At 40.1% G+C, this 24,694-nt stretch carries 24 protein-coding genes and 1 tRNA gene; 14 read left to right on the top strand and 11 right to left on the bottom strand.

The window, feature by feature from the left end; genetic code table 11:
• The first annotated feature begins 332 nt into the window (after nucleotides 1-332).
• Both RT138_RS18585 and RT138_RS18590 read left to right on the top strand, forming a co-directional pair.
• Complete coding sequence (locus tag RT138_RS18585; protein WP_313191858.1) at nucleotides 333-1,049, top strand: basic secretory protein-like protein; 717 nt, start codon at nucleotides 333-335, stop codon at nucleotides 1,047-1,049.
• Between the two features lies 1 nt (nucleotide 1,050).
• A complete protein-coding gene (locus RT138_RS18590) occupies nucleotides 1,051-3,357 on the top strand; it encodes a GH92 family glycosyl hydrolase (protein ID WP_409529461.1) in 2,307 nt (768 codons plus the stop codon).
• Nucleotides 3,358-3,430: 73 nt separating this feature from the next.
• Here the strand turns inward: RT138_RS18590 and RT138_RS18595 are convergent, their stop codons facing one another.
• The 6 genes from RT138_RS18595 to RT138_RS18620 all read right to left on the bottom strand — a co-directional run bounded on the left by RT138_RS18595 (nucleotide 3,431) and on the right by RT138_RS18620 (nucleotide 8,460).
• Entirely contained in the window at nucleotides 3,431-4,069 is a 639-nt protein-coding gene (locus tag RT138_RS18595; RefSeq protein WP_313191859.1) for a hypothetical protein, read from the bottom strand.
• Between the two features lie 122 nt (nucleotides 4,070-4,191).
• A complete protein-coding gene (locus RT138_RS18600) occupies nucleotides 4,192-4,698 on the bottom strand; it encodes an STM3941 family protein (RefSeq protein ID WP_313191860.1) in 507 nt (168 codons plus the stop codon).
• A 16-nt stretch (nucleotides 4,699-4,714) separates the two neighbouring features.
• Entirely contained in the window at nucleotides 4,715-5,098 is a 384-nt protein-coding gene (locus RT138_RS18605) for a DoxX family protein (RefSeq protein WP_313191861.1), read from the bottom strand.
• Nucleotides 5,099-5,150: 52 nt separating this feature from the next.
• Nucleotides 5,151-6,485: an ankyrin repeat domain-containing protein gene (locus RT138_RS18610; protein WP_313191862.1), complete on the bottom strand. Its 1,335-nt coding sequence runs from the start codon at nucleotides 6,483-6,485 to the stop codon at nucleotides 5,151-5,153.
• A 12-nt stretch (nucleotides 6,486-6,497) separates the two neighbouring features.
• Complete coding sequence (locus tag RT138_RS18615; RefSeq protein WP_313191863.1) at nucleotides 6,498-7,688, bottom strand: ankyrin repeat domain-containing protein; 1,191 nt, start codon at nucleotides 7,686-7,688, stop codon at nucleotides 6,498-6,500.
• Nucleotides 7,689-7,716: 28 nt separating this feature from the next.
• Entirely contained in the window at nucleotides 7,717-8,460 is a 744-nt protein-coding gene (locus tag RT138_RS18620; protein ID WP_313191864.1) for a hypothetical protein, read from the bottom strand.
• 336 nt (nucleotides 8,461-8,796) lie between these two features.
• Here RT138_RS18620 and RT138_RS18625 point away from each other — a divergent pair, with 336 nt between their 5' ends.
• On the top strand, nucleotides 8,797-9,585 hold the full coding sequence (locus RT138_RS18625) for a phosphatase PAP2 family protein (RefSeq protein WP_313191865.1): 789 nt from the start codon (nucleotides 8,797-8,799) through the stop codon (nucleotides 9,583-9,585).
• A gap of 2 nt (nucleotides 9,586-9,587) precedes the next feature.
• Here the strand turns inward: RT138_RS18625 and RT138_RS18630 are convergent, their stop codons facing one another.
• Together RT138_RS18630 and RT138_RS18635 are read right to left on the bottom strand one after the other, a co-directional pair.
• Nucleotides 9,588-10,094 (bottom strand): hypothetical protein, encoded by a 507-nt coding sequence (locus RT138_RS18630; RefSeq protein WP_313191866.1) that lies wholly within the window; start codon nucleotides 10,092-10,094, stop codon nucleotides 9,588-9,590.
• A gap of 47 nt (nucleotides 10,095-10,141) precedes the next feature.
• Complete coding sequence (locus RT138_RS18635; RefSeq protein WP_313191867.1) at nucleotides 10,142-10,831, bottom strand: prolyl oligopeptidase family serine peptidase; 690 nt, start codon at nucleotides 10,829-10,831, stop codon at nucleotides 10,142-10,144.
• A gap of 214 nt (nucleotides 10,832-11,045) precedes the next feature.
• On the opposite strand from RT138_RS18635, the gene RT138_RS18640 reads away from it, so the two are divergent.
• The 4 genes from RT138_RS18640 (at nucleotide 11,046) to RT138_RS18655 (ending at nucleotide 16,106) form a co-directional block, all read left to right on the top strand.
• The gene (locus RT138_RS18640; protein WP_313191868.1) at nucleotides 11,046-11,441 is read left to right on the top strand and encodes a c-type cytochrome; all 396 of its coding nucleotides are present in this window, start codon (nucleotides 11,046-11,048) and stop codon (nucleotides 11,439-11,441) included.
• Nucleotides 11,442-11,455: 14 nt separating this feature from the next.
• A complete protein-coding gene (locus tag RT138_RS18645; protein ID WP_313191869.1) occupies nucleotides 11,456-11,731 on the top strand; it encodes a SelT/SelW/SelH family protein in 276 nt (91 codons plus the stop codon).
• A gap of 104 nt (nucleotides 11,732-11,835) precedes the next feature.
• A complete protein-coding gene (locus RT138_RS18650) occupies nucleotides 11,836-13,062 on the top strand; it encodes an exonuclease subunit SbcD (RefSeq protein WP_313191870.1) in 1,227 nt (408 codons plus the stop codon).
• 2 nt (nucleotides 13,063-13,064) lie between these two features.
• Nucleotides 13,065-16,106: an SbcC/MukB-like Walker B domain-containing protein gene (locus RT138_RS18655; RefSeq protein WP_313191871.1), complete on the top strand. Its 3,042-nt coding sequence runs from the start codon at nucleotides 13,065-13,067 to the stop codon at nucleotides 16,104-16,106.
• A gap of 101 nt (nucleotides 16,107-16,207) precedes the next feature.
• On the opposite strand, the gene RT138_RS18660 is transcribed toward RT138_RS18655, so the two are convergent.
• Nucleotides 16,208-16,744 (bottom strand): hypothetical protein, encoded by a 537-nt coding sequence (locus RT138_RS18660; protein WP_313191872.1) that lies wholly within the window; start codon nucleotides 16,742-16,744, stop codon nucleotides 16,208-16,210.
• 319 nt (nucleotides 16,745-17,063) lie between these two features.
• Between RT138_RS18660 and RT138_RS18665 the strand changes: the two genes are divergently transcribed.
• Nucleotides 17,064-17,145 (top strand) — tRNA-Leu (locus tag RT138_RS18665).
• Between the two features lie 106 nt (nucleotides 17,146-17,251).
• Here the strand turns inward: RT138_RS18665 and RT138_RS18670 are convergent.
• On the bottom strand, nucleotides 17,252-17,767 hold the full coding sequence (locus tag RT138_RS18670) for a DUF5362 family protein (RefSeq protein ID WP_313191873.1): 516 nt from the start codon (nucleotides 17,765-17,767) through the stop codon (nucleotides 17,252-17,254).
• A 188-nt stretch (nucleotides 17,768-17,955) separates the two neighbouring features.
• Here RT138_RS18670 and RT138_RS18675 point away from each other — a divergent pair, with 188 nt between their 5' ends.
• The 5 genes from RT138_RS18675 (at nucleotide 17,956) to RT138_RS18695 (ending at nucleotide 23,254) form a co-directional block, all read left to right on the top strand.
• Nucleotides 17,956-18,456: a hypothetical protein gene (locus RT138_RS18675; protein ID WP_313191874.1), complete on the top strand. Its 501-nt coding sequence runs from the start codon at nucleotides 17,956-17,958 to the stop codon at nucleotides 18,454-18,456.
• Between the two features lie 17 nt (nucleotides 18,457-18,473).
• On the top strand, nucleotides 18,474-19,151 hold the full coding sequence (locus tag RT138_RS18680; RefSeq protein WP_313191875.1) for a GIN domain-containing protein: 678 nt from the start codon (nucleotides 18,474-18,476) through the stop codon (nucleotides 19,149-19,151).
• A 112-nt stretch (nucleotides 19,152-19,263) separates the two neighbouring features.
• Nucleotides 19,264-20,814: a glutamine-hydrolyzing GMP synthase gene (gene guaA, locus RT138_RS18685; RefSeq protein WP_313191876.1), complete on the top strand. Its 1,551-nt coding sequence runs from the start codon at nucleotides 19,264-19,266 to the stop codon at nucleotides 20,812-20,814.
• On the top strand, nucleotides 20,744-22,072 hold the full coding sequence (locus RT138_RS18690) for a hypothetical protein (RefSeq protein WP_313191877.1): 1,329 nt from the start codon (nucleotides 20,744-20,746) through the stop codon (nucleotides 22,070-22,072). The genes guaA and RT138_RS18690 overlap by 71 nt, the downstream gene beginning before the upstream one ends.
• A gap of 129 nt (nucleotides 22,073-22,201) precedes the next feature.
• Nucleotides 22,202-23,254, top strand: coding sequence for an RsmB/NOP family class I SAM-dependent RNA methyltransferase (locus tag RT138_RS18695; RefSeq protein WP_313191878.1), 1,053 nt, complete (start codon nucleotides 22,202-22,204; stop codon nucleotides 23,252-23,254).
• Here the strand turns inward: RT138_RS18695 and RT138_RS18700 are convergent.
• A complete protein-coding gene (locus RT138_RS18700) occupies nucleotides 23,251-23,718 on the bottom strand; it encodes a universal stress protein (RefSeq protein ID WP_185213802.1) in 468 nt (155 codons plus the stop codon). The genes RT138_RS18695 and RT138_RS18700 overlap by 4 nt on opposite strands.
• A 79-nt stretch (nucleotides 23,719-23,797) precedes the next feature.
• Here RT138_RS18700 and RT138_RS18705 point away from each other — a divergent pair, with 79 nt between their 5' ends.
• On the top strand, nucleotides 23,798-24,562 hold the full coding sequence (locus tag RT138_RS18705) for an NlpC/P60 family protein (protein WP_313191879.1): 765 nt from the start codon (nucleotides 23,798-23,800) through the stop codon (nucleotides 24,560-24,562).
• Nucleotides 24,563-24,694 lie beyond the last annotated feature (132 nt).

Here is a 24,694-nt window from a genome sequence, read left to right on the forward strand (position 1 = left end):
GCCATAAATAATGAACCCCAAAAGTTTTTGTCTAACTTTTGGGGTTCACTTCAATTCCGGATCACCCTTTTTTGATTATAAAAATATTATAGAAAATAATCCACTTCCTAGCTTAACCTCTTGACTCATTTCCTTGTTGTTTTTTTAATGCAGGAGAATTAAAGCTCAAAAAATGAACCTAGGTTAATAAATACTGTTGTAACAATCCTAGAATTTTATAGTATTACTAATCTTTTTAAATATATTTGATTACTAGATTATTCGTTTTAGTTAGCTCAAAACAGCAATTATGGCCTAGAGTTGACTCAAATTTTTATAAATCAATTAGCCCAATGAGAAAAAACACATTAACATTTGCTTTAAGCATATTTTTGGGTATTTCAGTTTCTTCAAGTTATGCACAAAGCTGGGAACATACAGATGCCGACCGCAAGGTTGCAGTAGAAGTAGACACGCTAAAGAAGAAGGGATATACACTGATCTGGATCAATAAGGATAAAGAATTTAGTGCTGAAACTAAACAGCAGCTTATTGATACTTATTTTATCAACTATCCTAAATTGGCCAAAAAATTCAATAAGAAAACCAGAAAAGAAGTGACTTTTGTCATTGATCCTGAATATGATGGTGTTGCGGCCACTGCCGGAGGGATTGTTCGATATAGTCCAAATTGGTTGAAGAAAAATCCTCATGATATTGATGTCGTGACGCATGAAGTCATGCATATCGTTCAGGCTTATCCAAATGGATCAGGCCCTTGGTGGATTACCGAAGGTATTGCTGATTATATTCGATTTAAATATGGCGTATCCAATGAAGCAGGCAATTGGAGGCTTCCCGAATTTAATGAAAAACAGAAATATACCGATTCTTACAGGATTACGGCACGGTTCTTCAATTGGATTGAGCAAAACAAGAAAAAGAACTTTGTCAAAAAGTTAGATCTGGCTATGCGCAATAAAACCTATACGGATTCTTTCTGGGCAAATGAAACCGGAAAAACAATCGATGAACTTTGGGCAGAATATGCTTTAAACCCCGCAATTTAAAATGATGAAAAAGAACTATATGAATTTTGCCAAGGTATTGGCTTTTATGGTCATTCCGGTATTATCGCATGCCCAGCAGCCAAACCTGAGTCAATATGTCAAACCATTGATCGGTACGGCTAAAATGGGGCATACCTTCCCTGGAGCAACGGTACCCTTTGGGTCGGTGCAATTGAGCCCGGAGACAGATACCATCCCTTATGCAGTCAACGGACAATACACAGGTGATGTCTATAAATACTGTGCAGGTTATCAATACGATGATCCAACCATTGTTGGTTTCAGTCATACGCATTTCTCGGGAACAGGACATTCCGACCTTGGAGATATATTGGTGATGCCAACACAAGGAAAGGTGCTATTGAATCCAGGAACAGCTGATAGGCCACAAGATGGGTATAGATCGGCATATAGCCATGATAATGAAATTGCTGAAGCCAATTACTATAAAGTGAAACTGGATAAGCATAATATTCAGGCGGAATTGACTACAAGTACCCGTGTTGGAGTTCATCGCTATACCTTTCCAGCATCCGATCAATCCCATTTGATCTTAGACTTGACAGCGGGTATCTATAACTATGATGGCAAAAATGTTTGGACCGTGGTTAGGGTATTGAATGATTCCACCATAACAGGCTATAGGCAGACCAATGGATGGGCAAGAACGAGGACCGTTTATTTCGCTATCAAAACTTCCAAAGCTTTCAAGAATTATGGTGCGAAGTATTTGGATAAAAATGTGCAATACAAAGGCTTTTGGCGGAAATTCAACCAAGAAGATAACTTTCCAGATCTAGCGGCGCACAATATCAAGATGCATCTGGATTTTGATACCAAAGAGGGGGAGCAGGTGATGATGAAAGTGGCTTTGAGTCCAGTGAGCATGAAGAATGCATTGGAAAATATGCAAGCTGAGACTCCAAACTGGAATTTTGAAGAAATTGTAAACAAAGGGAAGTCAGATTGGAATAAGGAGCTTGAGAAGTTTAAGGTCGATATGTTGAACAAGGAGGACCTGGTTAACTTTTATACCTCCGTTTATCATGCGAACCTGATGCCGACCGTATATATGGACCTAAATGGCGAGTATAAGGGTTTGGATCAAGAGATCCATAAAGCTGAAGGTTTTACGAATTACACATCCTTTTCTTTATGGGATACCTTTAGGGCTTTTCATCCTTGGCTGAATTTGGTCGATCCGAAAAGAAATGCAGATATGGTCTCATCCATGATGGCGCATCATGAACAGTCGGTCCTGAATATGTTGCCAATCTGGTCGCATTATGCTAATGAAAACTGGTGTATGAGTGGATACCATTCGGTATCGGTGGTGGTAGATGCTATTATGAAAGGTGTATATAAAGGAGATGCAGAAGCAGCCCTGAATGCCTGTGTCCAAACGGCCAATGCAAGAAGATATGAAGGTATTGGCGATTATATCGATTTGGGCTATGTTCCGGACGATAAAAATGGGACTTCAGTGTCGAATACCTTGGAATATGCTTACGATGATTGGTGTATTGCTCAATTGGCAGAAAAATTGGGTAAGGCCGAGATCGCTGCAGAATTTAACAAACGCGCCGAGAATTGGAAGAACTTGTATGATGAACGCATCGGATTTATGCGTCCAAAAGATAGCAAAGGGGTATTCAGAGAGAAGTTTGATGTGCTAGATACCCATGGGCAAGGATTTATTGAAGGAAATACCTGGAATTACTCATTATATGTGCCACACCAACCGGTTCAATTGATGGAGACCATGGGCGGACAGAAACGCTTTGAAACTTATTTAGATTCCTTGTTTACCATGCATCTTCCAGATAAGTATTTTGAAAACACTGAGGATATTACACGTGAAGGCATCATTGGGAACTATGTGCATGGGAATGAACCATCGCATCATGTTGCCTATCTGTATAATATCACCAAAAGCCCTTGGAAGGCTCAGGAAAGAATCAGACAGATTATTCGTAACCAATATCATAATGGTCCTGCTGGATTAGGAGGAAATGATGATTGTGGACAAATGTCTGCTTGGTATCTCTTCAGTTCTTTGGGATTCTATCCTGTAGCACCTGGAGATCCGCATTATTGGTTAGGTAGTCCATTGGTGAAATCTGCTGAAGTGCAGTTGGATAATGGGAAGACCCTGAAGGTTTTGGCAAAGAACCAATCGGAGAAGAATGTATATGTGAGCAAGGTATTGTGGAATGGACAGGAGCTGAAAGATTTTAAGATTTCGCATGCCGATATTTCAAATGGGGGAGAGTTGCAGTTTGTAATGGCATCCAAACCTAAGAAATAATAAGAGATATCAAATTAAAAGATAAGGGGCAATGAAATTCATTGCCCCTTATCTTTGATATATAGTGTAGTTGTTATTCAGGTAAATTTCCTAACGCTAAATTATCCATGATCTTACCCACCTCATCAATGCTGTATCCTTCTCCCTGTACCTTCATCAAGTATCTTTTTTTATGGAGCCATTCTATTTTTGAGGTCTGCTTACCATAGTATTTTTCCTCTGTTAGTTTTGCTCTCTGACCTTTATATTCCATCGTTTTTTCGGTCATATCGTCCGTAATTCTTTCCGAATCCTGGTTGAAACCATAAAATGCGAGACCCGTAATAGAGCTTGCCGCTTCACCGGCTCCGTCCAAGATGGACACTTCAATTGTTTTTGTAGCACCTTCGTCTTGGTAGGTAGCATTTGCACTGGAGATACCAATGGATGCAGATTCACCGAGGTTGATGGAAGTCCTTTTCAAGCCTTCCAAAGTTTCAGGTAGGACCTTTTTTAATTCATCGTTACTTACAGGTGTCTTTTCTTTTAAGGCATTCATCTGAACTTCAATATCCTTCATGGCTTTTTCAAGACCACTTAGACCTTTGAGGGCCTCGCCGGCATTGCTTAGGTTCTCAATAACCCCCGTATCTTCTGAATCCCCTTCTTCCTCTGAATTATTCGAACTGCCACAAGCGACAAATAGACTGCATCCCAGAACTAGTGATGCCATAAAAAACTGTTTTTTCATATTAGGATAGATTTTGTTTCTAACAAATCTATAATAATAAAATAGTTAGGGACATAAAATATAGGAAATTACCTGTATACAGGTATCAATATCAGGTAATCGTCCTACAGGTTTAAGTATTTCCCGATGGCTGCGGACATTTCTTCCGGAGAACCATCAACTTCGGCAATGGAAATACGGATGACCCCTTTCATGGCTTTTAGATAGGTGTCACGGACAAAGAAGTTATTCATTCTGTCGGCATATTTCTTGGGGTCCTTGACATGGATGTCTAGGAAGTTGCCGTGGAAATTGATGTCTACTAAATCATCCCATTCAATTAACTCGGCTGCCTTAGCGACCGGCGTCGTATTGGATGTTATCCCATTTGTGCCAATACTTAGGGCGATTTCATCAGCTTTTTTGCCAAATAACTTCATGTAGGTAAATGCCCCAAAGCCCAATATGGCAATAAATATACTGCCGTATTTTCCCATAGAAACCACGTAGGATGAAGTGTCTACAAACCATTTATAGTATGCAAAACCTAGGCCTGCAATTCCCAATAGCAGAAATATCATGGCCATATTGTTTAGTTTTTTCTGATTGTATTTAAAGTTTGTCAATTCCATTGTTTTATAGTTTAAGTTATACCTTGTCTACTGAATATTTTCCAGCCCCTGTAAAAAAGAGGCTTGCCGAAACAAACAGCAAAGCCAGAGCCGGTGTCATAAGTTCTATGCTATCGCCATTAGGGATATGAACCATAAAAATGGCGATCAAAAAGTTGATAAAAATAATTGCTGCGGAAAACTTCGTTTGCCAACCAATCAATATTAGGAAGCCAGCGATCATCTGTACAGCTACAGAGATAATAGCAGAAACTATTGGGTATGGGAATTTAAATTTCCCTAAAAAGCCAGCAAATTCCTGCATATGATCCCAGCTGATCAGGTTATCCAATACGCCGTACATAAGCCTTAAGCCTATGAAAATTCGAAGTAGGAGGAGTCCAATTGATGTGTTGGTCATAAATTTCTTTTTCCCAATGCAACATGAATACGTTAAAAATGTTTGTACAATTTTAACCTGCTAATATCTTTTTCTTTTCGGTATCAAATTCTTCCTGTGTCAAAATGCCGGCATCCATGAGGTCCTTTAAGTCCATCAGGGCTTTCTTCTTATCCACTGGGGCTGCTGCGCTTGTCGCTGGGCTTGGTGCTGCGGTATTTTCTTGCTCCTTTCCTTGGGTAGATCCAAATTGGATCAGCAAGGCCGTGATTTCATTGAAACCCTTGATGTTGGAGTAATCGATTGCTTTTTGCTCTTTTACATTGACCAATTGCGGGTCTGCATTGTTTTCTAAAAGGAATTTGAGCACATCTTTTTTGCCATTTGCTGCTGCATAGTGCAGTGCTGTATTTCCTGACTCGTCCTGTTGATTGATATTGGCACCACGTTCAATCAATAATTTGACCATACTGAGGTGTCCATTCTTAACGGCATGTTGTAGCAAGCTTTCCCCACCTTGAGATTCATTGACATTAAAATTGAATTGTGCATCTATGGACAGGTTGTTATTGGTTTCTACAAAGTCCAGATATCCATACATGGCTTGGCTGTTTCCAGTGACTGGTCTGCTGTGGTTTACATCCAGGCCGTTATCAAGAAGCAGGGAGACGATTTCCTTTTGGTTATGGCTACATGCATACCAAATAGGAGAAACTCCTTCAGAACTGCTAATTGATACATCAGCACCATTTTCTAATAGGGTCTTAACCATGGCTTTGTTGCCTTCGTAACATGCAACCAAGATGGCCGATTCGCCAAATTGATTGATCTGATTGACATCTGCCCCGTTTTCCAATAGCAGGTCAACCATTGGGAGGTGCCTGTTCTTTACGGCAATCAATAGCGGAGTGTTTCCTGATTTGTTGCTAGCTTCTGGATTAGCACCATTTTCCAACAGGATTTTGGCCGCCTCAAGGCTTCTGTTTAATACGGCTAGCATCAAAGGACTTTCTGTACTGTTGTTTAATGCATTGACGTCAAGTCCTTTTTCGATCAAGGTCTTGAGGACATCGGCTTGACCAGTTGAAGCTGTCAAATGAAGGAGACTGTTGCCTTTGAGGTCATTGATGTCAACCCTTGCATCTTCTTCTATCAAATATATGGCCGTTTGTTTCTGCTTTTGGAGACAGGCAAAGAATAGGGGAGTTTCGCCCTGTTGATCCTCATAATCCAGTTCAGCACCTTTTTCTGCCAATAGTTTGACTAGGTCAAGGTAGCCACGATGTGCCGCATAATGCATGGCGGTTCTGCCTTTTTCATCTGTATACTTGACATCGACTTCATTGTTCTCTAATAGTAATTCGGCTATTTTGCGTTTGCCGCCCTCGCAGGCGATAATAAATGACATAGACATAATTTCTTAATTTTCTTTTTGTTGAGCGATTAATAGCAGTTCGACGGTTTTTGCTTTTAAATTATCTTCTGAAGCAATCATCATGGCTGATTGTTCCTTGTTGTTCAGGATGCTGGCTGTTGCCCCGTTATCCAATAGGAATTTTACTTTCTTGTAAGTTTCCTTGGCGGCATTTTGATCATAATTGCTGTCCTTCATAACGACTTTATGTAATAAGGTGTTTCCCAAGTCATCCTGTTCATTGATGTCCGGTTGAGCAGCCTTGAAAACCTGTTCAAAAAATGGAGCTTTTTTCTCGGCGATCCAATGCCAGGCAGAAAGCTGTTTATCGTAATGAGGGGCGGTGTTGTTTAAATCTGCACCATCTTCAATCATCTGCAAAATTAATTCCGTGTTATCTGCACCATCTGTCACTCGAAGGTGGGCATGCAGGGCTTTTTCGCCACGTTTGTTGGATTGTTCGAAATCCATGCTTTCATATGCTGAAAGCTGTTTGTATTGTTCAAAGTCATGCTTATGTGCAACGGCAATAAAGAATGCTGAATTCCCCTCATGATCCTGTTGGTTCGGGCTTGCGCCATTCTGTAAGAGGTTTTCCAAGACATGCTTATTGTTGCTTTCCAAGGCGACGTGTAAGGAGGTTTTGCCAACCTTGTTAGTTTCGTTTACATCTAAGCCTTCTTTAAGGAATATGTCAATATAACGGTTTATCTGTTCGGGAGTTATGCCGTGTTTTCTAATGCTGATGTTCAGCAAATTGTCTTCAGCTTGGTTCTTGAAATCAACCCTACATCCAGCATCAATTAAGGCTTGAATAATTTGCGGATCGGCTGCATTTTCAGCCGCGAAACTGATCAAGGTCTGTCCGGCAACTTCATCATTGATGTTTTCAGCTTGTTCTAATGCATCCTTGAAAAATGAAATAAATTCTTCATCGGGGTTTTTAACTCGGATCAATTTAGAAAAGATACTGTCATCAATTTTGTCGAGCATATAGATGTCCTTCTCGATTTCATCGTTCTGAAGCATAAGGCTAATGAGATCGTAGCCTTTTTTTCGGATTAGGGTATCATAAAGCTGGGAATAATCGTAAGCATGCTGGCTGTGGGGGATTCTTTCGCCTTGGTTGTACAATTCAACGGCGTTGTCGAAGTTGCCACTGTCAATGGCCTGAATTAATGGAGTCTTTTCAAACATAGGCTGTATTTTAATTATATTTTCGTTTTCAGTTCTTAACAGATTTAGTGTATTCAAGTAATGCTGAAGCTGGCCAAGGACTTCTAATTAATAAAACGTCGTTTTGAAGATTTGCTGTATCTCTGACGATATTTATTATTCTCTGATTTAACAGAAGGGCCAATGGTTCGTAAGGATTGTTTTGAAAATGCTTGGAAATTAGTTCCTGGCCTTCAGCAGAAATTTCGATCCGTATTTCCTGATCTTTGGCCATTATGGAAACAAAATGTATAGGATCGACCAAAGCTGCTTGGCTGAGCTGTATGTTTTGAGGCATAAAGCTATCAAAGGCTTTGGCCACGTAGAGGCCGTTTTCGCGTTCTACAGTGAAAAATTCAAAGGGTCTTGATTGGTCAGGTGTTCCGACGATTGTTACCCCTGAGCATAGTCTATTGCCTGCTATATAGATTTCATCATATAAGCTTTCAATCTGTTTTTCGAATGATTTAAACCTTGATTTATCAGCTTCATAGATTGAATCGGCATCCATTTCGCTGAATTTTTGGAGGTCAGATTCAGAATAGAATTGCTTTAGCAAGGAAATTAACCTCTTTTCAATTTCTAAATCAGCGTATCTCTGTTCGTAGTCCAAAAACCTTTCCGTGTTCTTTACCTCCACAGCTACGTTTTCAGGCCTATAAGGCGCAATGGCTTTGAAAAGTTGATCTAATATGCCCATTTTCCTTAAAAACTGGGTTGCAAGGGTGTTATTTGAATTTGGGAGAATGCTCATGTTAAAAAATTAGGATTATCCATGTTTAGCTGTATTACCTTAAAGCTACATGATGAATGTCTGAAATGGTAGAAATATTGTGTCGAAGTATGGTTGAATTATATAAATGAACCAGTTTTCAATACTGTGGGGGCTATTTTGCTGAATTAAATGAGATTGCGTTTTTTCTTTTAACATGTAGATTGTAGGTGATTTACGAAAAAATACCTTGTCTTAGGTATTTCCTTTATTGCAATTTAATAATATATTAGTTTTTATAATTTAAATATTGAATAATAAGACAATAAATTGTAAAAAATAACAATTATTAGCCTGTAGATCTAATCTATTTCTTTTATGAAGTCATCATTGGAGCCTGGAATGCTGTTTCTGCGTCTATTCATTCTATTCATATTGCATTTCAATGGAAATTGCTGTTTCTGTCAGCAAGACAGTTTAATCGCTCAGTTAAATCAGGTTAAGCGAAATAGTTTTTCAAAACTGATGTTGGATGAGGGATTGGTAGCTCCGATCGGCTTAATTGGTTATGGTGTTGCTTCAGTTAAAAATCCTTACTTGCAGAAACAGAATGAATTAATAAAAAGTAATTTGCAGTCTACACGGCCAATTCGAATAAGGATAGATGATTTTTCCCAGTATGCGGCCACGGGTTCCTATTTTGCTTTTGATCTTATGGGGATCAAGGCGAAGCATGATTTAAAATCAAGGTTGTTTGTTGCCTCAGTAGCACATATTATCATGGGGAGTACAGTGAATCTCATGAAAAAGAGTGTTCCCGTTATGCGACCTGACTTTTCAGCCTCGAACTCTTTTCCCTCAGGACATACCGCTACGGCTTTTGTGGGAGCAGAACTGATTTGGCAAGAGTATAACCATCAGTCTGTTTGGTATGGAATAGGTGCCTATACCATTGCCGCTGGGACAGGATTTTTTAGGATGTACAATAATCGGCATTGGCTGTCTGATGTTGTAATGGGGGCAGGAATAGGAATATTGAGCACGAAAATGGCATACTGGATGCTGCCAAAGTTAGAAGAGCGCGTCCAAAAAAGGAAGCGTCGTTTATTATTGATCCCTTCATACAACGGAAATCAGGTTATGTTGAGCTTCGCAAGCAGTCTCTAGGCTTAAAGATTGATGCTATCATAGGCCCAGTGCAAAAGTGCCTGTCTCTGCTTGGGACGGCATTTGAAGTCTCCAAAAGCACAATTGCCCTTTACTTGTGCAATATGTCTTTTAAAAGCTTTCCAACGTTTGATCTGTCTTTCATCGTCTTCAGATCTTCGACCCATAAAATATCTGCAGTACCACTGGAACCACCCTCGAGGATCTTGGGGGTGTATCCAGCCTTTTCTTTGCCATTCTGATAGGGGTTGGGAAGCCTTTACTTTAAAGAAATTAAGGCTAGGGTCTCCAACCTTGTTTTTACCTTTATACAGCTTCGCATGTTCAAACCACTCTTTAGGGAATTCACTTCGACAGTCATTTAGGTATTTGCCATTAAAGACGCCTAATTCAAGCATTTCCTGTGGGCTTAACTGAGGTTGGAATTCTGGGTCAAAGTTTTTGCCCATAGGTTCCGTAAGCTCGTAGGAATAGTCTTTTTGCATACTGTCATGGACATGGATCAGCATAGTTTAAATTAAAGTTGTGCTTAACTTATCTTAGTTCAAAATATTGATTAAGAGCCTTTGCTGTGTTTGAACATAAAGTCGTATATCTTTTCTCCATGGAATAATCGTTCAACGCTTCCATGGGTTCCACCTGGGATGATGGTGAGGGTTGCATCGGCGTTTTTGTTGCATTTTTTGATGGCATTGTAGATCTTCTTGGATTCAGAAGCCGGGACAGCGCGGTCGGCACTTCCGTGTTGAATCCAAAGCGGGACCTGGGTCAGGTTGCAGGCGTAACTCACGGTTCCCCCGCCACAGATAGCGACTGCTGCCGCAAATCGGTCTGGGTATTTTCCGGCAACATCCATGGTGCCATAGCCACCCATGCTCATGCCGCAAACATACACTCTGTGTTCATCAGCTGGATAGTCCTTAAGGACGGCATCCAATACGTCGATAACTTTGTCTGGATCCCAGCCATTGGAGGTCTGAGGCGCAACGATTATGGCTTCTAGGTCTTTTCCTCTTTCAATTGCCCTTAATACGCCATATCGCTTAACACGGTTTAAGTCATGACCTGAAAGGCTTCGGCCGTGCAAAAAGACAATAACGGGCAGTTTTTCATTCTTTTCGATGTTTTCTGGTGTTCTTACCCAATAGGAATACCCTGTTTTGGATTTAACCGCTTTTAGTTGGGCAGAAGATGATAAGGTCATCGCCAGGAATAAGCAGGTTAAGAGCAAAAAATGTTTGTACATAGCTATCGTTTCATGTTTTTGGCAAGAAGAGAGGCTTCGAGCCGGCTTGAATCAGTTAGAAATCAAGGTTCGCAAGATAAAAACAAAGAATTTTTAAACCAAATGTTGTGCTGTAAGTGGCTGTTGGCTAGTGTTCTATATTTTTTCATGACATTTATATTACAATTCTATGTATTTTTTATTAAATTGCTGTACCATTAAAAATCAAAGAGATATGAAGAGAAAAGCTATCACACTGTTAAGTTTATTTGCCTTGGTCATTGGCTTGAGTGCATTTCATATTGGGGGACAGGAGGAAAGACCTCAGAATTTAAAAGTCCTTCCAAAGAACATCAGCCATGAGGAGTTGGATAGCACCATGAAATCTTTCAATATGGCCTTAGGCGTGAAGTGTAACCATTGTCATGCCCCTAAGCCAAACGGCGAGAAAGGATTGGACTTTGCTTCAGATGCGAATCCGAAGAAAGATATTGCGAGACATATGATCAAAATGACCAAACAGATCAATAAAAAACATTTCAAGCATGCCTATGATGGGGTGGTTTACAATATATCCTGTAATACCTGTCATAACGGAAAAACAGAAGTATTTACTGTTGTTAAACAATAAGTTGTATTAATCTATTGAAAGCAACAGTTCGCATAACTTATTGTCCCAAATGTGGTTGGATACTACGGGCTGCTTATATGGCCCAAGAGCTTCTGACCACTTTTGTTGATGACCTGCACTCGGTAAACTTGGAGCCTAGCGAGATCAGTGGTCGTTACACGGTTTTCGTGGATGATGAAATAATTTTTGACAGAAAACGCGAAGGCCGTTTCCCGGAAATCAAAGAACTTAAGCAATTGGTTCGCAATAGGGTTAATCCCGAAAAAGACCTTGGTCACTCCGACCGTTAAGGTATTCAAGAGCTGGTAAAGACGCTAAATCTTTCACATTTCTTAACCCTTTTCAAAAAGAAAAATCTGTATTTTTAACTTTCACCATAACAGATTTATCGTAAATGCGCATATTACATACAGCAGATTGGCATCTGGGTAAAAAGCTTGATTTCTTTTCTCGGATCGAAGAGCAGAAAGAAGTCTTGGACGAAATTTGTCAGATTGCCGACCGCGAAGAAGTTGACCTTGTTGTCGTTTCTGGAGATCTTTATGATACTTTTAATCCCCCAGTAGAAGCAACCGAATTACTTTATCGAACTTTAAAACGTCTTTCCAAGAATGGGAAAAGACCTGTTATTGCCATAGCTGGCAACCATGATTCGCCGGATCGCATTGATTCGCCGGATTCATTGGCCAGGGAATTGGGGATATTCTTCTTTGGGCAACCCAGTCTGAAGATCAATCCGATTACCGTAGAAGGCAGTTTTGATGTGATCCGGGTAGATGAAGGCTTTTTGGAGATTAAGCTGCCTAAGTATTATTATCCGATTCGGATCTTGAGTACTGCATTTGCTAATGAGATCCGATTGAAGCAATATTTGGGAGATACGGATAAGGCTAGCCAGTTACAGGAGCTATTGAAAAAGAAGTGGCAGGATACTGCAGATCAATATTGTGATACATATGGGGTTAATCTGTTGACCACGCATCTTTATATGCTGAAAAGAGGTGCTGAAGTATTGGAGGAACCAGAAGGTGAAAAGCCATTACGCCTTGGTTTTGCTGATCTGGTGTATTCTGACAGCATTCCTTCGCAGATACAATATACCGCCTTGGGGCATTTGCATAAATTCCATGAAATTGGGCAGGGAACTGCGCCAGTGATCTATCCTGGAAGTCCGTTAGCTTATTCTTTTTCTGAGAGTGGGCAAACAAAACAGGTTATTATAGTTGATTTGGAACCCAATAGGATTGCCCAATATAGGACCGTGCATCTGGGAAAAGGACGACCATTGGTGCGAGTTAGGTTCAATGATATTGACGAGGCCGTTAAATGGTTGCATGATAATCCCAGTGCCTTAGTTGAGCTTACCTTGGAGTCTGATAACTTTTTAAGTTCGAGTGATCTAAAGCGTGTTCATGAGGCTCACAATGGAATTATCCATGTCATCCCAGTATTGAGTAAAAAACTGGAGTTACAAAATGGGCGGTCCAGTGTAAACCTGGATCAAGATATGAAAGACCTGTTCAAGGATTATTTCAAATCGAAATATGGACAGGAGCCAAATGAAGAATTAATGACCCTATTTAACGAGGTCGCAGCAAATACCTTAGAAAAAGAAGATTAAGTATGTTGCCATTATTTTTAAGTATTGAGGGTTTATATTCCTATCAAGAAAAACAATCTATAGATTTTACAGAATTAACGGAAGCGGGATTATTTGGAATCTTCGGTAAGGTTGGTTCTGGAAAGTCATCCATATTGGAAGCCATCAGTTTTGCGCTGTACGGTGATACTGAACGCTTGAATAAGACGGATAAGCGCGCTTATAATATGATGAACTTAAAGTCCAATCAAGCGATGATAGTCTTTGAGTTCCTGAACTTTGAAAAACGTAAATTCCGTTTTGTCGCTCAATGGAAGCGAAGAAAGAATTTTGATGATACAACCCCGATTGAACGGACCGCCTATGAATGGAAAGATGGGCAATGGGTGCCTATGGAATCTGCTGATGGAGCATTGGTAACCAATTTATCCTATGCAAACTTCAGAAGGACTATCATCATTCCACAAGGACAGTTTAAGGAGTTTTTGGAATTGAAGGGGAAGGACCGTTCTGAAATGATGAAAGAGATCTTTTACCTCAATAAATTTGATCTTGGTCCTAAGGTTGGTTTTCTACAGGCGGGCAATAATCGGAAGCTCGAAAATCTAAAAGGTGCTCTATCAGGATTTGAAAGCATTTCAACGGAGGTTCTCAATCAGAAGAAACTTGAGGTCGAGGAGGCTAAAAAGACGCTTGAAATTACAAGAGCTGATTATCAAGAACTGCAACAAAAGGTTCAGTCCTTGCAGGAATATAGGGATAAAGGCATTGAACTTCATCAAAAGGAGGCTCAGTTCAATGAACTGAATAGCAAAAAGGAAAGGGTTCAGCAGCAGGAAGCTGAGGTAAATCGATATGAAAGAACCTCTCAGGCGTTTAAAGAGCCCTTGAACTATCTTCAGTCGTTAAATGTGGAAAGGGAGACCCTGATCCACAAGATCGAGAATTTTCAGGTGGTTAAAGAACGTCAGGTGCGGGAGATCGACGTAGTTGAGAAGGAAATAGCTTCTGTTCAGCATGATTACCTTAATCTAAATGTATTTAGGGCTAAAACCGAAGATTATAAAAGGCTGATCCAGATCAAGGAGAATGATAAGAAGGAGAGGGAACTGGAAACACGATTGACAAAGGGAACCCCTTTTGTTGAAAGAACGAAAGAAGCTGAGGTCAATCTTGCCAAGAAGTTGGAAGAGGCTGAGGAAAGGTTAGAGGCTTTGAAATCAGAGAAAATCGATACTTCTCAATTGATTGAAATGGAAAAATGGTACCATAAGAAGGATACCATCGAACAGCAGCAGAAAAATTCTAATAAGCTTTTGGAGCAATTGACTCAAGAGGCTGAAGTAGAACAAGGCCAGTTCAATAAGTTGGGCTATACCGAGGACAACTGGGAGCAGATGATCGGGAATGAGCTGAAATTGATTGAAAACGATTTGAATAAGCTGAGGGAGCAAGAGACCCATCTGCAGGTTCAAGCGAAATTGAGTCGATTTGCTACCGAGCTTCAATCAGGTATGCCCTGTCCGCTTTGTGGGGCGTTAGATCATCCTGAACCTATGGTGGCAACACATGTGCAGGAAGAACTGAATAAAATTACGCAAGAAAAATATAGTTTGGATGGAAAAAGGACTGAGTTTCAAAAGCTAAAAGAACAGCTGACAAGGACCAGTATATCCTTGCATACTAAACGGACAAGTTTAGAACAATTGCAAAAGGATAACGATGGGCATTCCAGTCATTTGAATGAGCATCTGTCAGCATTCTCATGGTCTGGCTATTCATCCGAAGACACAGATGCTTTCGAGGCTCAAAAGGAGCGTGTAAAGCAAAGTGAACAGATTACCTCAGGTCTAGAAGCTGAAATCAAGCAGATGCGTTTAGATCTGCAAAAGAGCAGGGAGAATATCCAGAAGTTTGAGAAGGAACTGGATAGCATCAAAGCTGAGATAGCCGTAGTGAAAGGGGTAAGTTTGCATAGTAGGAATTCCCTGCAGCAATTGAATTTTGATGAATTCACTGAGGTTGATCTTGAAGAAGTGAAAAGATTGAAGTTGCACCTGGACCAACGGATTGTACAGATTGAGGGTGATTATTTGACCCTGAACCAAAAGCTGAATACCTATAAAACAAAATTGGCGGAAATCGCTGGTCAATATAGTGCTGCGAAGGAGCAGTTGAGCAATTTTAACCAGCAGATCAAGGTTAGGCAGGAACAACTTGCCAAATTATTGCGTGAATATCAGTTTGCAGACATTACACAAGTGCAGCATATTATCCAAAGGCCAATGCCAGTGGAGCAATTGCGTAAGGAAATTCAACAGTTCTACGTAAGATTGGAGGTTCTAGAGACTCAGATCAATTCCCTAAGGGAATTCTTGAAGGACAGGGATTTTTCCGAAGAGGAATTGGAAACAAGCAGCAAGCTATTTGAATTCAAAAAAGAGGAGCTTGAACTGCAATTGTCTTTGACGGGCGGATTGGAAAAAGAATTAACTCACTTGACTTTAGAGATCGGTAAGAAAGAGAAGTTAATGGAAGAGTTTGATCAACTGAATGCAAGGGGTGCAAATTTAAAGATCCTGGAGAATTTGTTTAAAGGAAATGGATTTGTGAATTATGTTTCCAGCATCCACTTAAGGCAGATGTGCGAAATGGCAAATGACCGTTTTCACCGATTGACCAGAAACCAGCTTAGCCTGACCATCAATGAGAATAATGAGTTTGAGGTGATCGACTACCTCAATAATGGCTATAGGCGTTCTGTGAAGACTCTTTCCGGTGGGCAGAGTTTCCAGGCTTCACTATGTTTAGCATTAGCCTTGGCTGAAAATATTCAGTCCCTGAATAAATCAGACAGAAACTTCTTCTTTATTGACGAAGGATTCGGTACCCAAGATTCGGAAAGTATCAATACCGTTTTTGATACCCTACAATATTTACATCATGAAAATAGGGTAGTGGGGATAATTTCGCATGTTGATGAGCTGAAAGAACGGATTCCGAGGTCTGTTTCAGTTGAGAAGGATCAGGAATTGGGAAGTAAGGTGAAAGCATCCTGGAATTGATCGATTCCATGAAATAGCATAAAATATGAAGGCCCCGTAAGCACGGGACCTTCATCAATTAAACATATAACCACTAACTAATAAAAAACCTTAATCACTATTTATCCATTTGAACTTTCTACATTTGTAGTCTCTTGTGCTGGTTTTTCCACCGGCTTTCGGTCCATATCTCTACGTTTCATCTGACGATGTTGCGTTCTGTCGCCACGGTCCATTCTGCCTTTGCGGTTTTCAGCCATTTTATTCTTTAAAATTTCTTGCTGTTCAGGAGTCAACAATTTCATGAACTCATCACGCTCAGCCTTCATTTCATTTTTGCGTGCTTCGCGATCAGCCTTTCTAGTTTCTTGTTTTTTCTTCCATTTCTTTGCCTGGTCTAGGTTGTACGAATAAACATCTTGTTTTTGTTTATCAGTAAATTTCAATTCCTTGTCCAAGCGATCTGTTTTCATCTTAGCGATCTCTTCAGGGGTTTTATTTGTCATTTTACCCATTCTATCACCCCCACGAACATGTTTCCTGTGTTTCATCTCCTGACGTACTTCAGATCTATCTTTCTTTACGCTGTCTTGTGTCTGTGCAGAAGCTGCAAAGCTTAATCCAGCAAATAAAGCAGCAAATGTTAATATCTTTTTCATAGTCTATCTATTTTTATTGTCCTTTTATTCTTTGAGCAAATCTGAAGTAAAACGTTTAAATCGAGTTTAGTTAAAGAATGTTAACGGATTCGAGCTTGTGTCTGTCTCCTTTTTCGTTTTGCTTATTGGTAAGATGGAAAAGTGGAGGAATGGTTTATTTTGATCCATGTTAAATATTGTTAATGCAACCAATTGATGGTTTTTGGAGGGCTTTTGAAAAATAAATGGACTAAAAATCAGTTAGTTTAGCTGTGGGAGTAATTTTATTTTTGGAAAATAAACGAGAGTACCTATATTTGCATCGTTCCAAAGGGAATAAGCCCAGGTGGCGGAATTGGTAGACGCGTTGGTCTCAAACACCAATGAAGCAATTCGTGCCGGTTCGATCCCGGCCCTGGGTACAACAGAAAAGCTCATCATTAGATGAGCTTTTCGTTTTTTCAGAAGAAACCTAGATCCCTCACAGAATCTCCTTCCTTATATTTCGTATATATAATTTATTAAAAATTACAATCCCCCGCCTCCAGTCATTTTCGATAGAATACCTGTAGCCAGCAGACCAAAGAAACTCAATAAATAGAGTCCTAGCATTATAATGGCCAATATGCCTATAAACTTATAATGCTTTTTGAGGAAATTAAATGCTGTCGTCAGGTGATCTGAATTGCGCAAATTGATTGCCTCCTGTAAGTTCTTGGCGAATTTATATAACCATAAAATAGGAGCGAAGTATAAGCCAATCATTATGATCATCATCAGGAGAAAAGGTATCATGGCGAAAGCATTGACCTGTTCGCGGCTTGTCGTACTATTTCCAACAAAATATAGGAACATAAAAAATGCCACCACCAAATAAATGGCCATGCCTATCATGCCGAGTATCGACAGGAATTTTGTCCATTTCGCAATCTCTCGAAGATACTCAATGGCAACAGGTCCGATTTTCAGCTCGTAGTTTTGATACGGATTATTTTGCGGGTTGATGTTTTCCGGTTGACCGAAGTTGTTTTCATCGTTTTCCATAAGTTGATTTATTAGGTTCTTAATTTTTACAATACAATTTACTAATAATTATTGGCGCTAGGTTAAATTTTATTCCTTAGTATGGGAAAAATTGGTTTTCCGTTTAATAAAATTTAGTTGAAAGTGTTAAAATTTATCCTACTTGGCGTGTTTTTTGTAAATTAATGGGAGATAAACCATTTTTAATTATGATGAGAATAGTGATTTTAGCCATTGTTCTGTTGATTTCCAATGAGATACGTTCTCAAGACTTGGATCTGAACAGCGTTCGAAATGATTTTAACAAGGGAGTTAAGGATGAGGATTTGTGCAAAAGGCATTTAGAAGCCTTGGAAGAAAATGCGGACTCACCAGTTGAACGCGGATATGCCGCCGCATTTCATATGTTTATGGCCAAACATACCTCGAATCCTTTCAAAAAGATGAGTTATTTCAAGGATGGGAAAAACAAATTGGAAAAAGAACTCAAATCTAATCCTAACAATGTGGAGTTGAGATTTATCCGTCTCAGTATACAGTACCATATCCCCAAATACTTAGGCTATCACAACGAAATTGAATCTGACAAGGATTTTGTGATGAACAATCTCTATAAAATGTCGGATAAATTCACCAAAGAAAAAATTTACAAATATTTAAAGGGTGCAAATATGTATACTCAGGACGAATTAGCGTTATTAGGTAGGTAAATATCTATATTAGCGTTATGAAGATGAAATACATTTTATTATTTGCAGTGTCCATGTTAGTTCATTCGGTGCAGGCTCAGATCAAGCAGCGCATCAATGAATTTTCCGTGTTGGAAGTAACCGATAGGTTATGGGTGAGTGTGGTTCCAAGTGATAAGCATGAAATCGTGATCAATGGTGAGCTGGCAGACAAGGTTGAAGCGGTCTATTCAAAAGGCGAGCTTCGATTAAAGATGAAGGGCAGCTATATTATGCAAGGTAATCAGGCCAATGTAGTGGTCTATACACCTTCTGTTTCCAGTATCATTGCCAAGAAAGGTTCAGAAGTCAATATTGAGGAGAGCACGATGGAAGAAGAAGCGATGATTTTCACGGCGACGGAAGGCTCAAAAATCAGGGCCTATATCAAGTCGGTAGGGGTTGATGTATCCTCCAATACAGGTTCATCAATTGACCTTTTGGGAACTGCGACCAAGTTGAATGTCAAGAATACAGCTGCTGGTAACTTTTATGGAAAGGACCTGAAGACAGATATCGTATATGTACGTGTCAATGCTGGTGGAAAAACTGAGGTCAATGCTTCAGAATCCGCTGATGTAGAGACTAGAATGGGGGGGACCATTGACGTCTATGGAAACCCTAAGAATAAAAGAGATAAGAAAATTGCTGGTGGAAAGATAGTTTTCCATCAATAAAAATTAAGATTTTTTATGAAAGCAAGCATTGAATCAATGCTTGCTTTCTTTTTTACGTCAATAAGTTAACATTTCCTCTGATAAATTGTGTATTGATTTGTAACTTTGCGCCATGTCAGAAAAAATTATCATTCTCGATTTTGGATCGCAATATACCCAGTTAATTGCGCGTCGCGTTAGGGAACTAAATGTATACTGTGAAATTCACCCATTCAACAACCTTCCAGAATTTGATGGATCTGTAAAAGGTGTGATCTTTTCAGGTAGCCCTTATTCAGTGCGTCAGGAAGACGCTCCTCAGATAGACTTCAAAGCCATTCAGGAAAAATTCCCGTTATTAGGAGTTTGTTATGGTGCGCAATATATTGCTCAGCATTCCAATGGTGAGGTTCTTCCATCTGAAATCCGTGAATATGGTCGTGCTAATTTGCAGTTTGTTGATCAAGAGAATGATTTATTGAAAGGCATACCTTCCCAATCTCAAGTATGGATGTCACATGGTGACACCATTAAAGAGGTTCCATCAAACTTTAAGATTATCGCGAGTACCGATAAGGTACGTGTTGCTGCCTATCAGATCGAAGGTAGCAAGACCTACGGTATCCAATTCCACCCTGAAGTTACGCACAGTACAGATGGCCAAGTTCTATTGAAAAACTTTGTTATCGATATATGTGGATGTACCCAAGACTGGACTGCTGATGCCTTTGTTGACACAACAGTAGCGGAACTTAAGGAACAATTAGGTAATGACCATGTTATTATGGCTTTATCTGGTGGTGTTGATTCTACCGTGGCGGCAGTTTTATTGCACCATGCCATTGGCGATAAGCTACACTGTTTCTTTGTGGACCATGGACTTTTACGTAAAGATGAGTACGAACAAGTATTGGCATCTTACAAACACATGGGCCTAAACATCAAAGGTGTTAATGCTAAAGAGCTTTTCTATTCTAGATTGGCTGGCGTATCAGAACCAGAACAAAAACGTAAGATCATCGGCGCATCATTTATCGATGTATTTGATGAGGCTGCGAAACAAATACAAAAAGAATTGCCAGAAGGCACAGAAGCGAAATGGTTGGGTCAAGGAACTATCTACCCAGATATTATTGAATCCATTTCAGTGAAAGGTCCTTCAGCTACCATTAAATCACACCATAACGTAGGTGGATTACCAGACTACATGAAATTAAAGGTTATCGAACCTTTGAAAACTTTATTTAAAGATGAAGTTCGTCGTGTTGGAAAGTCCCTAGAGGTTGATCCAGCGATCCTTGGAAGACACCCTTTCCCAGGTCCAGGATTAGCAATTCGAATTTTAGGTGATATTACAGAAGAAAAGGTACGGATTTTGCAAGAAGCTGATGACATTTACATTCGTAACCTGAAAGAATCAGGTTGGTATGATAAGGTTTGGCAAGCAGGAACAATCTTCTTGCCGGTTCAGTCAGTTGGAGTGATGGGGGATGAACGTACCTATGAACACGTAGTAGCGCTAAGAGCTGTAGGTTCCCTAGATGGAATGACAGCTGATTGGATTCATTTGCCTTATGATTTATTAGCTAAAATTTCAAACGAGATTATTAATCATGTCAAAGGAATCAACAGAGTCGTATATGATATCAGCTCAAAACCACCAGCAACAATTGAGTGGGAATAATAATTTGAAAAACATTTATAGAGGTACCCTCGCCGCATTGTGCTTAGGTGCTGTCCTTGCCGTAAGTTCCTGTTCGCCAAAAACTACGGGTGGCGTTTTGAAAAACCCTAATGTATATGGCAATAAAGATAGGGAGCCTGGAAAGAACCCATCTGAAAGCGATAAGAAAGAGGATGCTAAAAAAGACGATAAAGTAAAAGGATCGGAGCAAGCGAATAGCATTGCTCTGCTTTTACCTTTTCAACTGAATATGATCGCCAACCAAAACGTGGTGGAAGCCGATGTGAAGCGTTCTGCTTTGGCATTGGATTTTTATCAAGGTTTCCAGTTGGGCGTCAATGAAGTTGCCAAAAAACCTGGCGATTTCAATCTCAAGGTAATGGACACCCAGGATAATGAAATGAAAAACCTGAGCATTGCTGCTTCTAAAGAAGTGGAAAGTGCAAGTTTGATCGTAGGTCCAGTCTATCCTAAGGAAATCCGTTCCTTTGCCAAAGGCAATAAAAACACCAAAGTCCTACAGGTAAATCCATTGGCTGCAACCATGCCAACGGAATTCAATATTGCAAACCTGGTTTCATTAACTCCGCCGATCCGTATCCACATGCGTGCTATCGCTGGTGAAATGATGAAAAAATATATGGACAATGACGTTATCATCGTATTTGATGCAAGGGATACCGATCACCGTAATTTCATCGCTGGATTTGATGAGGAAATCAAGAAATTGAACCCAACTGCGAAAATCGTGCATGTTACTTCAGTTGCACAATTGAAGCAAACCATTCCAGATCTAGGAACCGCACTTGTGATAAGTGGCACAACCGAAAAGACGCAACTGCGATCGCTGGTTACCGCTTTGGACGATAAAGTTGGCGAAGGCTATGCCATTCGTTTATTCGGGCACCCACTTTGGTCACGTGTTGACTTTAGACCATACGATAATTTTTACCGTATGGATCCTACCATCAGCTCTGAAAGCCACTTAAAAGTGTGGAGTTCCGATGTTCAGAATTTCCAGAAAAACTATAAGAACAATTTCAAGGTTGATCCTTCTGACTTTGCCTATAAAGGGTATGACGCAGGTAAATACTTCGCGACCCTGTTGAGCAAATACGGAACAGAATATGCCGAGAAAGTAGTTGACGAAAAATTCTCCGGAATATTCAGCGATTACCAGTTCAATTACAATCCAACTTGGGGATATGTAAACCAAGCAGTAAAAATAAGGACCTACCGTAACGGTTCTTTTCAATAATTAGCATTGGAAATCAATAGCAAAAGAGTACAGCAGCAAGTTCGCAACTTCGAACGTACTATCAACGAATATCAATTTAAGGAACCTTTCTCTAGGTTCTTAACTCAGTTTTATAAAAATAACAGACAAATGGGTTCATCCGATAGAAGGATGAACTCACGGTTCTGCTATAATTTCTTCCGTTTAGGAAAAGCCTTTTCCGATCTGGAACTCTCTGAAAAACTGAGCATAGCTGAATTTCTATGCGAGGAAAACTCTGCTGTTGTCCAAGTGTTCCAGCCCGATTGGTCGGATAAGATCAATTTGCCCTTAGAGGAAAAAGTGAGTTTTATCCAATCCAAATATGGAAATTTTCTTGATGAGGTCTTCCCGTTTGCAGGATTCCTTTCAGGAATTATCCATAAAAGTGAATTTATCCTTTCCCACTTTGTCCAGCCTAACTTGTATATCCGAATCCAGAAGGGGATGGAAAGTAAGGTGAAAAAGACCTTGGAAAAGAATGAAGTTCCCTTTGTTGAACTTTCTGCACAGACCTTGTCTTTACCGAACGGAACGAACCTGCAACAGATCAAATCCTTGGACGGAGATTATGAGGTTCAGGATTTCTCATCCCAACAGAGTCTCAATGAATTGGAAGTTGTTCCAAGGAGTTCTTGGTGGGACTGCTGTGCTGCTTCTGGAGGGAAGTCACTTCTATTATTGGACAAGGAGCCCAATATTAAACTTTTGGTCTCTGACGTTCGTTTGAGTATCCTGAGGAATTTAGATGAACGTTTTGAGAAAGCCAATGTGAGAACCTATTTTCGCAAGAAAATATTAGATCTTAGCAAACCAGTTGACCATATCATGGGCGAGGAGTCTTTCGATGGCATCATCCTGGACGCACCTTGTTCCGGTTCAGGAACTTGGGGCAGGACGCCGGAAATGCTGCAGAAGTTTACGAGCAATGAACTACAAAGGTTCTCTGACTTGCAAAAACAGATTGCCAAGCATGTCATTCCATTCCTTAAGCCTGGAAAAACATTGCTTTACATCACTTGTTCGGTTTTCGAAGCAGAGAACGAGGAGGTCAGCAAATATATCTCCGATACGCTGGGCTTGCAGTTAATTGCACAGCACCCCATTATCGGCTACGATAAGAAAGCAGACTCTATGTTTGTGGCGAAATTTGTAAAGGTCTAATCGCAGTTTAAAGGAATGACCAATACAGGGCATGTTGCTTTTCTGATCAAGGCTTCCGAAACGGATCCTGAAAGGAAATGGTCAAATCCTGTTCTTCCATTATTACCCATGATAATTAAATCCGCAGTCCATTCCTTTGCAACCTGAAGGATTTCATCCCGCACATCACCCACGCGATTGAAAGTGAATGTTTCAGATGCACCTTGAAATTCCGTAGCTAGCCTATTTAGGAAATCCTGAGAAGCTTGTTGCTGTATTTCGGAAACTTCAGGAACAATAATAGGTTGTTGACCCAATAGCGGGTCGACACCATAAGATGTTGGCGAAGTGGGAGGTACGACAGTAACTAAAGCAAGGGCTGGATGTATTTCTTCAACAATCTCTCTTGCATAGTCGATGGCACGACGGGAACAAGGGGTTTCATCGATAGCTAATAATATTCGATTGAACTTTTTTGTAGTCATGATATTTAGATTATAATGTATATCTAATATATAAAAAACGATTAAATTAGCTTAATTGTTTTAAAAAACAGCATATTTTATGGCATTAGGAATTTGTGTTTTAAGTTCGATCTCGGTTCTCGAGACCCCAAAGTTTTCAGCTAACCGCGTTTATGAACTTCTATTTGCGGAAGCATTTACCATTATTGAGCGACAAAAGTCATGGGCATTCATCCAGCTTCCCGATTCAGAGATCCAAGGATGGATCATGGAAGGACAGTTTGAACTGGTGGAAGAGATTATCCCTGCTGATTTCATTATCGATGAAGTAGGCGGCTATGCCGTCGCTGGGGAGAACAAAACCATGCAGATCTTTCATGGTAGCCCAATTCCGGAAAACAAGAGCATCATTACGGCCGTAGATAATTACAAGATCCTCTCTGATCTCCGCGATACCGAAGAAGGTTATGAAGAAGAAAGAGACCGCGAACAATTGGAGAACTTCGTAGCAAGCTATCTGAACACCCCATTTGCCTATAAGGGAAGAACAGTGCATGGAGTTGATAATGTAGGCTTATGCGGCTTGTTTTACCGTCATTTCGGTGTTGAAATCCCGAAAGACATTCCCTCCATCTTGCAATTAGGCACTTCCATAGATTTTATTTCAGAAATAAGAGGTGGGGATTTAGCCTTTTTCATCAACGAAGAAGGCGAAGTAGATCATCTCGGAATCGTCATTTCCGATGAGGAAATTCTGCATGTCGTAGAAAAGGTCCGAATCGATTCCATAGACAACGAAGGCATCTATAACCATGACCTCCAACAGACTACCCATAAGTTGAGGATAGTGAAAAGGCTGGTTTAACCTTAGACACGAGACATAAGAATTTTGGACCGTTTTGTAGGGGCTTTTTGCATAAGCCCGCGATCTTTACAAATTGCGGACCTGTAGGTTGGTGGAAATAATAACGAAATCAAAAATAATTCATGGAGCTGG

Source organism: Sphingobacterium sp., assembly GCF_032065005.1.
In the GTDB taxonomy this organism is placed as follows: domain Bacteria; phylum Bacteroidota; class Bacteroidia; order Sphingobacteriales; family Sphingobacteriaceae; genus Sphingobacterium.